This window comes from Streptomyces sp. GDS52 (assembly GCF_052246875.1).
Lineage (GTDB): Bacteria > Actinomycetota > Actinomycetes > Streptomycetales > Streptomycetaceae > Streptomyces > Streptomyces cathayae.
The window spans coordinates 5,663,470-5,677,513 of sequence record NZ_CM125966.1 but is presented as its reverse complement, the minus strand read 5'-3'; the positions used below and the strand labels follow the sequence as shown (position 1 = coordinate 5,677,513).

Here is a 14,044-nt window from a genome sequence, read left to right as displayed (position 1 = left end):
CCGCGGGGGTGACGCCCCGGCGGGTTCCACGGGAGGCGGACGGCGCTCCGCCCTCCGCCTCCCGCAACCGTGCTCACCGCCGGCCGCGCAGCTCCCGGTAGGTGGCGACCAGGGCCTGGGTGGAGGCGTCCAGGCCCGGCACGCCGGCGCCCTCGGTGAGCGCGGGCTCGACGCGCCGGGCGAGCACCTTGCCCAGCTCGACACCCCACTGGTCGAAGGAGTCGATGTCCCAGATCGCGCCCTGTACGAACACCTTGTGCTCGTACAGGGCGACGAGCTGGCCGAGGACGGACGGCGTCAGCTCACGCGCGAGGATCGTGGTCGTGGGGTGGTCGCCCTTGAAGGTCTTGTGCGGCACCAGCTCCTCGGGCACGCCCTCGGCGCGCACCTCGTCCGGCGTCTTGCCGAAGGCCAGGGCCTGCGTCTGGGCGAAGAAGTTGGCCATCAGCAGGTCGTGCTGCGCCTTGAGGTCCTCACTCAGCTCGGCGACCGGCTCGGCGAAGCCGATGAAGTCCGCCGGGATCAGCTTCGTCCCCTGGTGGATCAGCTGGTAGTAGGCGTGCTGCCCGTTGGTGCCGGGCGTGCCCCAGACGACGGGCCCGGTCTGCCAGCGGACCTCGCGCCCGTCCCGGCCGACGTACTTGCCGTTGGACTCCATGTCGAGCTGCTGGAGATAGGCGGTGAACTTCGACAGGTAGTGCGAGTACGGCAGCACCGCGTGCGACTGGGCGCCCAGGAAGTTGCCGTACCAGACGCCCAACAGGCCCAGCAGGAGCGGCACGTTGGACTCCGCGGGAGCCGTCCGGAAGTGCTCGTCGACGAGACGGAACCCGTCGAGCATCTCCCGGAAGCGGTCCGGGCCGATGGCGATCATCAGGGACAGGCCGATCGCCGAGTCGTACGAGTAGCGCCCGCCGACCCAGTCCCAGAACTCGAACATGTTGGCCGTGTCGATGCCGAAGTCGGCGACCTTCTCCGCGTTCGTCGACAGGGCGACGAAGTGCTGGGCGACGGCGGCCTCTTCACCGCCCAGCGCGTTCAGCAGCCAGGTCCGCGCGGAGGTGGCGTTGGTGACCGTCTCGATGGTGGTGAAGGTCTTGGACGCGATGATGAACAGCGTCTCGGCCGGGTCCAGGTCGCGGAGGGCCTCGTGCAGGTCGGCGCCGTCCACGTTGGACACGAAGCGGACCGTGAGGTCCCGGTCGGTGTAGGCGCGCAGCGCCTCGTACGCCATCGCGGGGCCGAGGTCCGAGCCGCCGATGCCGACGTTGACCACGGTGCGGATGCGCTTGCCGGTGTGGCCGGTCCACTCCCCGGAGCGGACCCGGTCGGCGAAGGCGGCCATCTTGTCGAGGACCTCGTGCACCCCCGGTACGACGTTCTCCCCGTCGACCTCGATCACCGCGTCCCGCGGCGCCCGGAGCGCGGTGTGCAGCACGGCCCGGTCCTCGGTGGTGTTGATCCGCTCACCGCGGACCATGGCGTCGCGCAGTCCGAACACATCGGTGGCCGAGGCCAGTTCACGCAACAGCCGGAGGGTCTCGTCGGTGACGAGGTGCTTGGAGTAGTCGATGTACAGATCACCGACTCGGAGGGTGTACGCGGTGCCGCGGTCGGGATCGGCAGCGAACACCTCGCGCAACCGCACGTCCCCGAGCTCCTCCCGGTGCTTGGCCAGTGCGGTCCACTCGGGGATCTGGTCGAGCCTGGTACGGCCGTCTGCGTTCATCTCGGACTCAGCCTTCTTCCTTGCTGCCTGTGCTGCGTATCCGCCCCGCTGCCGGATCCAACCTAATGGATCAGCGGTGGGCATGGCCTGTCGTGCCTCCGCCGTGGGGCACGACAACAGATACGGCCGTCCGGCCTCCGGGTATCAACACGGCGACGGGCGGGACGGCGAACAGGGCTGCGGGCAGGGGGAAGAAGCCGACCGCGAACGGCCCGGCCGACCGTCGGTGCGACTGCGGCGACTACTGCAACCGGGCGACTACTGCAATCGGGCGGCTACCGCAACTGCTAGATCTCGCCCCGCAGTTTGGCGAGCGCCTCGGCGAGGATCGCCTCACCGTCCGCGTCGCTGCGCCGCTCGCGCACATAGGCGAGGTGCGTCTTGTACGGCTCGGTACGGGGCGGGTCCGGGGGGTTCTCACGGTCCTGACCGGCCGGAAAGCCGCAGCGGGGGCAGTCCCAGGTATCGGGCACCTGCGCGTCGCTCGCGAAGCTCGGCTGGGTCTCGTGCCCGTTGGAGCACCAGAAGGAGATGCGCAGCCGCGGCGCGGACTCGCCGCGCTCGGCCTCGCCCATCGGCCCCGCCCCGACCCGGCTTCCCCGGATCGCGTTGCCACTTGCCACGGTCGTAACTCCCTGCGTGATGGTGCGGCGAAGCGAGTCGGCGTTCCGCTTCGCTGCGAGCGCCTCAGTCTACGTAAGGCCCAACGCGCGTCCAGTCATTGGAGTTACCGCTTCCCCATCCAGACGCAAGCCCCATGATAGGCCGCGCTGTGCTGCGCGTACCGGACATGGGGCCTTACGCGGGGAATGCGTACCCGATGCGTACGGATTGTTCTCCCGGGTCAGCTGGTCGTCTTCATCATGATGCCCAGCACGATGATGCACGCGACCCAGAGCAGGCCCACCACGAGGGTGATCCGGTCGAGGTTGCGCTCGGCGACCGAGGAGCCGCCGACGGAGGACTGCATGCCGCCACCGAACATGTCGGAGAGGCCTCCGCCCTTTCCCTTGTGCATCAGCACCAGCAGCATCAGCAACAGGCTGAAGACGATCAGGGCGATCGAGAACCCCAGAACCACGGCTGGACCAACTTCCTCGGATTCGGATGAACGACGCGGGGTCCAGTACAGGACTGGACCCCGCAAGGGTACGACGGATCGCCGCTAGCGCATACTCACTGCCCGGCTCACTGGTCGCGGAACCGGATGATCTTGACGAACTCGTCCGCGTCCAGCGAGGCACCGCCGACGAGGGCGCCGTCGATGTCGGCCTGCGCCATGATCTCGGCGACGTTGCCGGACTTGACCGAGCCGCCGTACTGGATGCGGACCTGGTCGGCGACGTCCTGCGAGTACAGCTCGGCGAGCTTGCCGCGGATGGCGGCGCAGACCTCCTGGGCGTCCCCGGCGCCGCAGACCTTGCCGGTGCCGATGGCCCAGACGGGCTCGTAGGCGATCACGACGGACTCGGCCTGCTCGGCGGGGAGGTCCTTCAGACCGCCCTCGACCTGGGCGAGGGTGTGGGCGACGTGGTTGCCGGCCTCGCGGACGGACAGTTCCTCGCCGACGCACAGGATCGGGGTGATGCCGTGCTTGTACGCGGCCTTGACCTTGGCGTTCACGACGTCGTCGGTCTCGTCGTGGTACTGCCTGCGCTCGGAGTGGCCGACGGCCACGTACGTGCACTTCAGCTTGGACAGCATCGGGCCGGAGATCTCGCCGGTGTAGGCGCCGCCGTCGTGCGCCGAGATGTCCTGGGCGCCGTACTTGATCTTCAGCTTGTCACCGTCGACGAGGGTCTGGACGGAGCGCAGGTCGGTGAAGGGCGGCAGGACGGCGACCTCGACGGCCTCGTAGTCCGTGTCGGCCAGGGCGAAGGCGAGCTTCTGGACGTGGGCGATGGCCTCGAGGTGGTTGAGGTTCATCTTCCAGTTGCCCGCCATCAGCGGCGTGCGGCCTTTTTCAGCAGCGGTCATTGAGGGTCAGTCCTCCAGTGCGGCGAGGCCGGGGAGCGTCTTGCCCTCGAGGTATTCGAGGGAGGCGCCGCCTCCGGTCGAGATGTGGCCGAATGCCTTTTCGTCGAAGCCCAGGATGCGGACGGCCGCGGCGGAGTCGCCGCCGCCGACCACGGTGTAGCCCGGGGAGTCGAGAAGGGCCTGGGCGACCGCCTTGGTGCCCTCGGCGTAGTCGGGGTGCTCGAAGACGCCCATGGGGCCGTTCCAGAAGACGGTGGCCGCGTCGGCGAGCTTCGAGGCGTACAGGGTGCGGGTCTCGGGACCGATGTCCAGACCCTGCCGGTCGGCCGGGATGGCGTCCGCGGCGACGGTGGCGGGATGGGCCGGAGCCTTGGTCTTCAGGTCCGGGAACCCCTCGGCGACCAGTGTGTCGACCGGCAGCACCAGCTCCACGCCGTTCCTCTCGGCGCGTTCCAGGTACTCGGTGACGGCGGGCAGCTGGTCCTCCTGGAGCAGCGACGTGCCGATCTCGTAGCCCTTGGCCTTGAGGAAGGTGTACGCCATGCCGCCGCCGATGAGGATGCGGTCGGCCTTGCCGAGCAGTTCGTCGATGACGGCGAGCTTGTCGGAGACCTTGGCGCCGCCGAGGGCCACCACATAGGGCCTCTTGACGTCGTCGGTGAGCTTCTTCAGGACGCCGACCTCGGTGGCGATGAGGAAGCCCGCGGCGTGCGGCAGACGCGCCGGGAGGTCGTACACGGACGCGTGCTTGCGGTGCACCGCGCCGAAGCCGTCGCCCACGTAGAGGTCGGCGAGCGCGGCGAGCCGGTCGGCGAAGGCCCCGCGCTCGGCGTCGTCCTTGGCGGTCTCGCCGGCGTTGAAGCGCAGGTTCTCGAGGACCGCGACCTGTCCGTCGGCGAGGCCCGCGACGGTGGCGGTGGCGGAGTCGCCGACCGTGTCCGTCGCGAACGCCACGTCGGCGCCGAGGAGTTCACCCAGGCGCGCGGCGGCCGGGGCGAGCGAGAAGGCGGGGTCCGGGGCGCCCTTGGGGCGGCCCAGGTGCGAGGCGACGACCACGCGGGCGCCCGCGTCGGCGAGGGCCTTGACGGTGGGCAGCACGGCGCGGATGCGGCCGTCGTCGGTGATGGCGGTGCCGTCCAGCGGCACGTTGAGGTCGGCGCGGACGAAGACCCGCTTGCCCGCGACCCCTTCGGAGAGGAGTACGTCGATCGTCTTCATGAGGGGACTCCTGGAGAAGAGCTGAAGAGAGCTCGTGTTCGCTCGTGATCGCTCGTGATCGGAAGAGGTCGACCGCTCCGATACGCGCGTCAGGGCTCGGACAGCGCTGTGGCGCGCCGGCCGAGCCCTGCACTCATATCAGGCGGTCTGCTCCACGATCAGAGCTGGTCGCCGACGAAGACCGTGAGGTCGACGAGGCGGTTGGAGTAGCCCCACTCGTTGTCGTACCAGCCGATGATCTTCACGCTCTTGCCGTCCTGGACCATGGTCAGGGACGAGTCGAACGTGCAGGACGCCGGGGCGTTGACGATGTCGGAGGAGACGATCGGGTCCTCGGTGTACTCGAGGAGGCCCTTGAGCTCGCCCTCCGCGGCCTTCTGGAAGGCGGCGTTGACCTCTTCCTTGGTGACCTCGCGGCCGAGCTCGACGACCAGGTCGGTGACCGAGCCGGTCGGGACCGGGACGCGCATCGCGATGCCGTCCAGCTTGCCCTCGAGCTGCGGCAGCACCAGGGCGGTGGCCTTGGCGGCACCGGTGGTCGTCGGGATGATGTTCTCGGCGGCGGCACGGGCGCGGCGCAGGTCCTTGTGCGGGAAGTCCAGGATGCGCTGGTCGTTCGTGTACGCGTGCACCGTCGTCATCAGGCCCTTGACGATGCCGAAGCTCTCGTCGAGCACCTTCGCCATCGGCGCCACACAGTTGGTGGTGCAGGAGGCGTTGGAGATGACGTGGTGGTTCGCCGGGTCGTACTTGTCCTGGTTGACGCCCATCACGATGGTGACGTCCTCATCCTTGGCCGGAGCCGAGATGATGACCTTCTTGGCGCCGCCGGCGATGTGCTTCTCGGCATCCGCCTTCTTGGTGAAGATGCCGGTCGACTCGATGACGACGTCGACGCCCAGCTCGCCCCACGGGATGTCCGCGGGGTTGCGCTCCGAGAGCACCTTGATCGTCTTGCCGTCCACGGTGATCGTGTCGGCGGTGTGGGAGACCTCCTGCTTGAGGCGCCCCAGGATGGTGTCGTACTTCAGCAGGTGGGCAGTGGTCGCGGTGTCACCCAGGTCATTGACCGCCACGATCTCGATGTCTGCGCCCTGCTCGAGCAATGCGCGGAAGTAGTTCCGACCGATGCGGCCAAACCCGTTGATGCCTACGCGGATCGTCACGAACCGATCTCCTCGTTGGTGCGCCGGCTCAAGTCGCCGGCGAGCTGTATGGGATGTCCCCGACCACCCCCGACCCTACCTCTCCGGGACCCCGGTCGTGACATTGAGTCGATGCATACCCGGCACGACGCCCATTACCCACCAGTAAGGCATGGACCGCCCAGTCCGATGCGCCTTGTCGGGCCTCCCATCGGGCCCCGCGGCCCCTTCCGGCTCGACCGGAAACCTCCGGTCCCCCTTGACGGACGGCGACGGCCGTGCACACTGCCGTCGCCGTCCGGCCACAGGTGGGTCAGGGGTCAGCCGACGAGGTTGTCGGCGAGCTCCTCGCCGATGTTGGCCTCCGTGCCCGGGATGCCGAGGTCGGCGGCGCGCTTGTCGGCCATGGCGAGCAGCCGGCGGATCCGCCCGGCGACGGCGTCCTTGGTCAGCGGCGGGTCGGCGAGCGCGCCCAGCTCCTCCAGGGAGGCCTGCTTGTGCTCCATGCGCAGCCGGCCGGCCGCGGCGAGGTGCTCCGGGACGTCGTCGGCGAGGATCTCCAGGGCGCGCTGCACCCGGGCACCGGCGGCGACGGCCGCACGGGCCGAGCGGCGCAGGTTGGCGTCGTCGAAGTTCGCCAGCCGGTTCGCCGTGGCGCGCACCTCGCGGCGCATCCGGCGCTCCTCCCAGGCCAGCACCGAGTCGTGGGCGCCGAGCCGGGTGAGCAGGGCACCGATCGCGTCGCCGTCACGGACGACGACCCGGTCCACACCGCGCACCTCGCGGGCCTTGGCGCCGATCGACAGCCGGCGGGCGGCGCCGACCAGGGCGAGCGCCGCCTCGGGGCCGGGGCAGGTCACCTCCAGGGAGGAGGAGCGGCCCGGCTCGGTGAGGGAGCCGTGCGCCAGGAAGGCCCCGCGCCAGGCCGCCTCGGCGTCGCAGGTGGCCCCCGAGACCACCTGCGGGGGCAGGCCTCGGATCGGGCGGCCCCGGCCGTCCACCAGGCCGGTCTGGCGGGCCAGTTGGTCGCCGCCCGCGACCACCCGGACGACATAGCGCGAGCCGCGGCGCAGCCCGCCCGGTGCCATCACGATCAGTTCGGAGCTGTGGCCGAAGATCTCCAGGACGTCCCGCTTGAGGCGGCGGGCGGCCATCGCCGTGTCCAGCTCCGCCTCGATCACGATGCGCCCGCTCACCAGGTGAAGGCCGCCGGCGAACCGCAGCATGGCGGAGACCTCCGCCTTCCTGCAGCAGGTCCGGGTGACGGGGAGCCGGGAAACCTCGTCCTTCACCGCTGCCGTCATCGCCATGGGCCGATCCTTCCATGCATCCGAAAAATACGGTCGTACGCGGCGGCCAACAGCTCCGGGTCGTGCCTGGGGCTTCCGTCGGGCCGGGCCACCGGCGCCAACTCGACCGCGGCACCGCCGAACCCCTTCGCGGCCTCGGTCAGCACATCGCGGTCGGGTACGGCGGCCTCGTCGGCCAGCACCACGTCCAGGGCGAGTTTAGGGGCGTGTCGTCCCAAAACCTCCAAATGACGCTGCGGGGAGAAGCCCTCGGTTTCTCCGGGCTGCGGGGCGAGGTTCAGGGAGAGTACCCGGCGTGCCCGCGTCTCGACGAGCGCCTCCAGCAGTTCGGGCACCAGGAGGTGCGGGATGACCGAGGAGAACCAGGAACCGGGACCGAGCACCACCCAGTCGGCGTCGAGGACCGCCGCGACCGCCTCGGGGACGGCGGGCGGGTCGTTCGGCACGAGGTGCACGGACTGCACCTCGCCGGGGGTGAGGGCGACGGTCGCCTGGCCCCGGACGGTCTCCACGGCGTCCGGACGCTCGGGGTCGTGCCCCTTGACCAGCGCCTGGAGCTCCAGTGGCACGGCGGACATGGGCAGCACCCGCCCGTGCGCGCCGAGCAGCCGGCCGACCAGGTCCAGGGCCTGGACGTGGTCGCCGAGCTGCTCCCACAGGGCGACGATCAGCAGGTTGCCGACCGCGTGCTCGTGCAGGTCGCCCTTGGACTGGAAGCGGTGCTGGATGACCCGGGCCCAGGTCTGGCCCCAGTCGTCGTCGCCGCACAGCGCGGCCAGCGCCTTGCGCAGATCGCCGGGCGGCAGCACACCCAGTTCGTCGCGCAGCCGTCCGCTGGATCCGCCGTCGTCGGCCACGGTGACGACGGCGGTGAGGTCGCCGGTGATCCGGCGCAGCGCGGCGAGCGAGGCGGACAGCCCCATGCCGCCGCCGAGGGCCACCACCTTGGGCTGGGCGCCCCGGCGTCGCGGCTTGGCCCCGCGGGCCTCGACCGGCCGGCCGGCGCGCCCTTCGGGCTGCGCCCGGCGCAGTCGGTGCAGCCGCGGAGTACGTGCGGTCATTCCCGGCCCATGTCCCGGTGGACGACCACCGTCTCCACGCCCTCCGCGGCGAGGCGGGCGGCGAGCTTCTCCGACATGGCGACCGAGCGGTGCTTGCCGCCGGTGCAGCCGACGGCGATGGTCACATAGCGCTTGCCCTCACGGCGGTAGCCCGCGGCGATCAGCCGCAGCAGTTCGGTGTACCGGTCGAGGAACTCCTTGGCGCCGGGCTGGTTGAAGACGTACGCGGCCACCTCCTCGTGCCGGCCGGTGAAGGGGCGCAGCTCGGGGACCCAGTGCGGGTTGGGCAGGAACCGCATGTCCACCACCAGGTCGGCGTCGACCGGGAGGCCGTACTTGAAGCCGAAGGACATCACGGTGGCCCGCAGCTCGGGCTCCTCGTCACCGGCGAACTGGGCGTCCATCTTGGCGCGCAGCTCGTGCACGTTGAGACTGGAGGTGTCGATCACCAGGTCGGCGTCGCCGCGCAGTTCGCGCAGCAGTTCCCGCTCGGCGGCGATGCCGTCGACGATGCGGCCGTCGCCCTGGAGGGGGTGCGGGCGGCGCACCGACTCGAAGCGGCGCACCAGGGCTTCCTCGGAGGACTCCAGGAAAACGATCCGCCGGGTGACGCCCCGGGTGTCGAGGTCGGCGAGCGACTCGCGGAGGTTGTCGAAGAAGCGCCGGCCGCGGACGTCGACGACGACCGCGATCCGGGCCACATTGCCCTGGGAGCGGGCTCCGAGCTCCACCATGGTGGGGATCAGCGCGGGCGGGAGGTTGTCGACGACGAACCAGCCCAGGTCCTCCAGACACTTCGCGGCCGTGGAACGGCCGGCCCCGGACATGCCGGAGATGATCACCAGCTCGGGGATCGCCGTCTCGGCGGCCCCGGCCTTTTCCTTGCCCGTATTCACCTGTGCTCCGTCGTCCTGGTGCGTCTCGTCGTGTGTGCCCCGGCCCGCGTCCTGTGCCGCGTCCTGGGGTGTGCCGTGGGTTGTCTCGTGGCCTGTGTTCCGGCGTGTCTCGTGCTCGGTCATCTCTCCAGCCCCCGTCGGTCGTCCGGGGCGCCCGCGGACACGGGCTCCCCGGGGGAACCCGGTGTCTTCCCGGGTTCTTCCACGTCATCCATGATCTCGCCCGTCGCCGTGTTCACGGCGGGGGCGGCCGGGGCCGCCCCGGCGAGGGCCTCGGCGATCACCTCGGCCGTTTTGCGACCTATACCAGGAACTTCACGAATCTGCTCGATCGTCGCCGAGCGAAGCTTCTTCACCGACCCGAAGTGCTTGATCAGTGCCTGCTTGCGGGTGTCCCCGAGGCCCGGCACATCGTCCAGCGGACCGGAGCGGAAGCGTTTGGCCCGCTTGACGCGCTGATAGCCGATGGCGAAGCGGTGGGCCTCGTCGCGGACCCGCTGGAGCAGGTAGAGGCCCTCACTGGTGCGGGGCAGCACCACCGGGTCGTCGTCGTCCGGCAGCCACACCTCCTCCAGCCGCTTGGCGAGGCCGCACACGGCGATGTCGTCGATGCCGAGCTCGTCCAGGGCCCTGCGGGCCGCCGCCACCTGGGGGGCGCCGCCGTCGACGACCACGAGCTGGGGCGGGTAGGCGAAGCGCTTGGGGCGGCCGTCGTCCTCGGTGAGCGTGTTCGCGGACGGTTCACCGGGGCCGCCGACGGGGGCACCGTCCACTCCGTCGGTCACGCCGTCGCTCACCCCGGTGCCGTCGCTCGCCCCGGTGCCGGCGGTCCACTCGCCGGTCCTCTCCTTGTCGGCGAGGTAGCGCCGGAAGCGGCGGGTGATCACCTCGTGCAGGGAGCGGACGTCGTCCTGTCCGGCGAAGCTCTTGATCTGGAAGCGGCGGTACTCGCTCTTGCGGGCCAGCCCGTCCTCGAAGACGACCATGGAGGCCACGACGTCGTCGCCCTGGAGGTGCGAGACGTCGTAGCACTCGATCCGCAGCGGGGCGCTGTCCAGGCCGAGGGCGTCGGCGATCTCCTCCAGCGCGCGCGAGCGCGTGGTGAGGTCGGAGGCGCGCCTGGTCTTGTGCAGGGCGAGAGCCTGCTGGGCGTTGCGCTGCACGGTCTCCATCAGGGCCCGCTTGTCCCCGCGCTGCGGGATCCGCAGGGAGACGCCCGACCCGCGCCGCCCGGTGAGCCACTCCTGGACCGGCTCCACCGGGTCGGGCAGCGCGGGGACCAGGACCTCCCTCGGCACGGCGTCGCCGGTCTCCTCGCCGTACAGCTGCTGCAGGGCGTGCTCCACGAGGGCGCCGGTGGTGATCTCCTCCACCTTGTCGGTGACCCAGCCGCGCTGGCCGCGCACGCGTCCGCCGCGGACGTGGAAGATCTGGACGGCCGCCTCCAGCTCGTCCTCGGCGACCGCGATCAGGTCGGCGTCGGTCGCGTCGGCGAGCACGACGGCGCTCTTCTCCATGGCCTTCCTCAGGGCGCCGATGTCGTCACGCAGCCGGGCGGCCCGCTCGTACTCCATGTCCTCGGCCGCCTCGGTCATCCGCTGCTCCAGGCGGCGCAGATGGGTGCCGGTGCGGCCGGCCATGAAGTCGCAGAACTCCTCGGCGAGCTCGCGGTGCTCCTCGGCGGAGACCCGGTCCACACAGGGCGCCGAGCACTTGCCGATGTAGCCGAGCAGACAGGGGCGTCCGGTGCGGGCGGCGTTCTTGAACACACCGGCCGAGCAGGTGCGCACCGGGAAGACCCGCAGCAGCAGGTCGACGGTGTCGCGGATCGCCCACGCGTGCCCGTACGGCCCGAAGTACCTGACGCCCTTCTTCTTGTGACCCCGCATCACCTGCACGCGCGGGAACTCCTCGTTCATCGTCACCGCGAGGTACGGGTAGCTCTTGTCGTCGCGGTACTTGACGTTGAACCGGGGGTCGTACTCCTTGATCCAGGAGTACTCCAGCTGGAGCGCCTCGACCTCCGTGGACACCACCGTCCACTCCACGGAGGCGGCCGTGGTGACCATGGTGCGGGTGCGCGGGTGGAGTCCGGCGAGGTCCTGGAAGTAGTTCGCCAGGCGCTGGCGCAGGCTCTTCGCCTTTCCGACGTAGATCACCCGGCGGTGCTCGTCGCGGAACCGGTAGACCCCCGGCGAGTCGGGGATCTCACCCGGTTTGGGGCGGTAGCTGGAGGGGTCGGCCATGTCTCACACCCTACTGGCGGGGACCGACACCGCGGCGGGGCGGCGGAACCACCGGCCGGGCCCCGCTCCGGAAGGTTACGGCCGCCGGGAAGCGGGAAGGTGGGAGGTCCGGCCTGATGGCAGGCCGCAGGACGGGAAGCGGACCCGGTCACGAGTCGGAGGCTGGTCAAATGCGGCAGACACGACGGACACAGGTCGAAAAACGACGGCTGCCGGCCCGCGCGCGCCGGGACGCGGACGAGACGGCCGCCCTTCTCGACTCCTTCGACCGGTTCAGCCCCTTCGACGCGTTCGGCCCCTTCGACCCGCGCGATCCCGCCATCGTGCGCGCCAAGCGCCTGCGCGCGCGCCGTGCGGACGACCACGGGCGAACCGGCCGCTCCTAGGGAGCTCAGCCGCGGTAGAGACGCAGTTCAGGGGCCGTACCGACCTTCGGGTCCGGTACGGCCCCTGAGCTGTGTGCCACTCATGTACACACCGTGCGGGTGCGCCTCCGTCGGGCGTCAGGTGTTGTCGGGACTTGGTCAACACGCTTTAATACGGGGAACTCGGGGCCCTGAACGACGGCGTACGGATTTGAACCCTCCCCCCAGCTGAAGCAGGGGGATTCCTGGCTCAGGAAGCCCCACAGGTCAGCGACCTGCGAGGTCCTACTCCCTCAGCGCCAGCCGGGACGGAACCTGCCCGGTTTGTTGAGCAAAGCTCAGGTGTGCCGTCCTGGTTCCCGATCGGCACGGTATGCGCGCTTGGTTCTCGCAACGCATGGCAGGCACTTTACCCGATCACGGGGGCGGACCCGGGGTGCCCCGAGCGAACGGTCTGACCAGCCGTTGTGGACATTCAGAGAAAGGCCCCTGCATGCCGCACGCCACACCGCACACGGACACCGTCACCGCGGAACTGGACTCGGTCCTGCGCGGCGGGCCCTTCCATGTCGCCCTGCGGGCCGCGATAGCCGCCCGCGGACTGCCGCTGCAGCGTGTGCAGCACCATCTGTCGCGCCACGGCGTGAAGGTGGGCGTCACCAGCCTCAGTTACTGGCAGCAGGGCGCCCGCCGCCCGCAGCGCCCCGAATCGCTGCGCGCCGTACGGGCCCTGGAGGAGATCCTGCAGTTGCCGGAGGAGTCGCTGATCCGCCTGCTCGCGGATTCCGGCGATCAGGCGCCGGACCGCGGCCCGGCGGGCCGCTCCTACCGCTCGCTGGTGGAGGCCTCGGGCGTCCTGGCGGGACTGCTGGCCGAACTCGGCGTCACCCGGGACAGCGGGCTGCACACTCTGGCCCACCACGAGCGGGTCCTGATCGGGGCACACCGCGAGCTCGCGGAGCGCGAGTCGCACCACATCGTGCGCGCCCACCGGGACGGCGTCGACCGCTTCGTGGCCGTCCACCACGGCGATCCCGGTTCCGCGCCGGCCCGGATGACCGTGCACGCCCTGGAGAACTGCCGCACCGGCCGGATCCGCCTGCAGCAGGACACCGGCGTGCTCGCGGCCGAACTGCTCTTCGACACCCGGCTGCGCTCCGGTGACACGTTCCTCTTCCGCTACGCCGTCGAGGACGGCACGGCCGGCGTCTCCCGTGAGTACGTGCACGGGGCGGACTCCCCCGGCGGCCAGTACGCGCTCCAGGTGTGCTTCGACGCCCGGGCGCTGCCCGCGCGCTGCCACCGGTTCGCCCAGCACTCCGCGGCGGCACCGCGCGGCGGTCACCAGGAGCTGGCGGTGAGCGGCCTGCACCGTTCGGTGCACCTGGTCGAACCGCGACTACGGTCGGGGTACGTGGGGATCGGCTGGGACTGGGACTGAGGCCGGACGGGGGCCGGAGCGGCCGGCTCGGTCAGGCCTGCGGGCCGGCGATGATCGTGCCGTTCCGCACTTCCACGGAGAGCGGTGTCAGCGGCGCCACCGCGGGCTCGCGCAGCACCTTGCCAGTGGTGGCGTCGAACTCGCTGCCGTGACAGGGGCAGATCAGCTTCGTCCCCTCCAGCTTGCCGACGGCGCAGCTCGCGTGCGTGCAGACGGTGCTGTAGGCCGTGAAGGAGTCGTCCGCGCCCCGGCTGACGACGACGTTGTGGTCCCGGAACAGCTTGGTGCTCCCCGGGGCGATCTCGCTCTCCGCGCCGAGCTCGACGGGCTCGGTCGGCGGCGCGAGCCTCTCCTCGGGGGCCCCGCAGGCGGTGAGGCCGAGTCCGGCGACGGACGTGAGGGCCACGCCTCTGAGAACGGTACGACGGCTCGCGGCGGGTCGGCCGGACATGGGAACTCCACTGGTCGGACGGTTGTACGAGGCCGACCATACCGGGGGCGGTCGTTCCGGTTTCCGGGTGGGGAGCGGGTGGGCCACCAGGCGGGCGGGCTCCTATCGCTGGACGTAAACGCTTGCGCAAGCGTTTACGTCCACCGCCGGATGGGATACCTTCCTCGTCACGGCGCCGCGGGGACGGCAGTCGGCAGTCGGCACA

General features: G+C 70.7%; 13 protein-coding genes. 2 read left to right on the top strand and 11 right to left on the bottom strand.

Annotated elements, in window-relative coordinates:
- Positions 1-73: 73 nt before the first annotated feature.
- The 10 genes from pgi to uvrC all read right to left on the bottom strand — a co-directional run bounded on the left by pgi (position 74) and on the right by uvrC (position 11,582).
- Complete coding sequence (pgi, locus tag ACTWJ9_RS25875) at positions 74-1,729, bottom strand: glucose-6-phosphate isomerase (protein ID WP_388701665.1); 1,656 nt, start codon at positions 1,727-1,729, stop codon at positions 74-76.
- A 287-nt stretch (positions 1,730-2,016) separates the two neighbouring features.
- Positions 2,017-2,352 (bottom strand): RNA polymerase-binding protein RbpA, encoded by a 336-nt coding sequence (locus tag ACTWJ9_RS25870; RefSeq protein WP_078649359.1) that lies wholly within the window; start codon positions 2,350-2,352, stop codon positions 2,017-2,019.
- Between the two features lie 221 nt (positions 2,353-2,573).
- Positions 2,574-2,810 (bottom strand): preprotein translocase subunit SecG, encoded by a 237-nt coding sequence (gene secG / locus ACTWJ9_RS25865; protein WP_279336667.1) that lies wholly within the window; start codon positions 2,808-2,810, stop codon positions 2,574-2,576.
- Positions 2,811-2,917: 107 nt separating this feature from the next.
- Complete coding sequence (tpiA, locus tag ACTWJ9_RS25860) at positions 2,918-3,706, bottom strand: triose-phosphate isomerase (protein ID WP_279336666.1); 789 nt, start codon at positions 3,704-3,706, stop codon at positions 2,918-2,920.
- A 6-nt stretch (positions 3,707-3,712) separates the two neighbouring features.
- Complete coding sequence (locus ACTWJ9_RS25855) at positions 3,713-4,924, bottom strand: phosphoglycerate kinase (protein WP_443294822.1); 1,212 nt, start codon at positions 4,922-4,924, stop codon at positions 3,713-3,715.
- A gap of 158 nt (positions 4,925-5,082) precedes the next feature.
- The gene (gene gap / locus ACTWJ9_RS25850; RefSeq protein WP_279336664.1) at positions 5,083-6,090 is read right to left on the bottom strand and encodes a type I glyceraldehyde-3-phosphate dehydrogenase; all 1,008 of its coding nucleotides are present in this window, start codon (positions 6,088-6,090) and stop codon (positions 5,083-5,085) included.
- Positions 6,091-6,389: 299 nt separating this feature from the next.
- Positions 6,390-7,379, bottom strand: coding sequence for a DNA-binding protein WhiA (gene whiA, locus ACTWJ9_RS25845; RefSeq protein ID WP_279336663.1), 990 nt, complete (start codon positions 7,377-7,379; stop codon positions 6,390-6,392).
- Entirely contained in the window at positions 7,370-8,440 is a 1,071-nt protein-coding gene (locus tag ACTWJ9_RS25840) for a gluconeogenesis factor YvcK family protein (protein ID WP_279336662.1), read from the bottom strand. The genes whiA and ACTWJ9_RS25840 overlap by 10 nt, the downstream gene beginning before the upstream one ends.
- Positions 8,437-9,459 carry an RNase adapter RapZ gene (rapZ, locus tag ACTWJ9_RS25835; RefSeq protein ID WP_279336661.1) on the bottom strand — a complete coding sequence of 341 codons (1,023 nt, stop codon included), beginning with the start codon at positions 9,457-9,459 and terminating at the stop codon, positions 8,437-8,439. Before rapZ ends, ACTWJ9_RS25840 begins: the two co-directional genes overlap by 4 nt.
- Complete coding sequence (gene uvrC / locus ACTWJ9_RS25830; RefSeq protein WP_443294821.1) at positions 9,456-11,582, bottom strand: excinuclease ABC subunit UvrC; 2,127 nt, start codon at positions 11,580-11,582, stop codon at positions 9,456-9,458. The genes rapZ and uvrC overlap by 4 nt, the downstream gene beginning before the upstream one ends.
- A 170-nt stretch (positions 11,583-11,752) precedes the next feature.
- On the opposite strand from uvrC, the gene ACTWJ9_RS25825 reads away from it, so the two are divergent.
- Both ACTWJ9_RS25825 and ACTWJ9_RS25820 read left to right on the top strand, forming a co-directional pair.
- Complete coding sequence (locus tag ACTWJ9_RS25825) at positions 11,753-11,968, top strand: hypothetical protein (RefSeq protein ID WP_387042199.1); 216 nt, start codon at positions 11,753-11,755, stop codon at positions 11,966-11,968.
- A 472-nt stretch (positions 11,969-12,440) separates the two neighbouring features.
- Positions 12,441-13,388 (top strand): hypothetical protein, encoded by a 948-nt coding sequence (locus ACTWJ9_RS25820; RefSeq protein WP_279336658.1) that lies wholly within the window; start codon positions 12,441-12,443, stop codon positions 13,386-13,388.
- Positions 13,389-13,419: 31 nt separating this feature from the next.
- Here ACTWJ9_RS25820 and ACTWJ9_RS25815 read toward each other — a convergent pair whose 3' ends face one another.
- On the bottom strand, positions 13,420-13,839 hold the full coding sequence (locus tag ACTWJ9_RS25815) for a Rieske (2Fe-2S) protein (protein WP_279336657.1): 420 nt from the start codon (positions 13,837-13,839) through the stop codon (positions 13,420-13,422).
- Positions 13,840-14,044 lie beyond the last annotated feature (205 nt).

Excerpts from the sequence above, each read along its gene's own strand:
- pgi (WP_388701665.1), bottom strand. The coding sequence starts at position 1,729 with ATGAACGCAGACGGCCGTACCAGGCTCGACCAGATCCCCGAGTGGACC.
- tpiA (WP_279336666.1), bottom strand. The coding sequence starts at position 3,706 with ATGACCGCTGCTGAAAAAGGCCGCACGCCGCTGATGGCGGGCAACTGG.
- ACTWJ9_RS25855 (WP_443294822.1), bottom strand. The coding sequence starts at position 4,924 with ATGAAGACGATCGACGTACTCCTCTCCGAAGGGGTCGCGGGCAAGCGG.
- whiA (WP_279336663.1), bottom strand. The coding sequence starts at position 7,379 with ATGGCGATGACGGCAGCGGTGAAGGACGAGGTTTCCCGGCTCCCCGTC.
- ACTWJ9_RS25840 (WP_279336662.1), bottom strand. The coding sequence starts at position 8,440 with ATGACCGCACGTACTCCGCGGCTGCACCGACTGCGCCGGGCGCAGCCC.
- rapZ (WP_279336661.1), bottom strand. The coding sequence starts at position 9,459 with ATGACCGAGCACGAGACACGCCGGAACACAGGCCACGAGACAACCCAC.
- uvrC (WP_443294821.1), bottom strand. The coding sequence starts at position 11,582 with ATGGCCGACCCCTCCAGCTACCGCCCCAAACCGGGTGAGATCCCCGAC.
- ACTWJ9_RS25825 (WP_387042199.1), top strand. The coding sequence starts at position 11,753 with ATGCGGCAGACACGACGGACACAGGTCGAAAAACGACGGCTGCCGGCC.
- ACTWJ9_RS25820 (WP_279336658.1), top strand. The coding sequence starts at position 12,441 with ATGCCGCACGCCACACCGCACACGGACACCGTCACCGCGGAACTGGAC.
- ACTWJ9_RS25815 (WP_279336657.1), bottom strand. The coding sequence starts at position 13,839 with ATGTCCGGCCGACCCGCCGCGAGCCGTCGTACCGTTCTCAGAGGCGTG.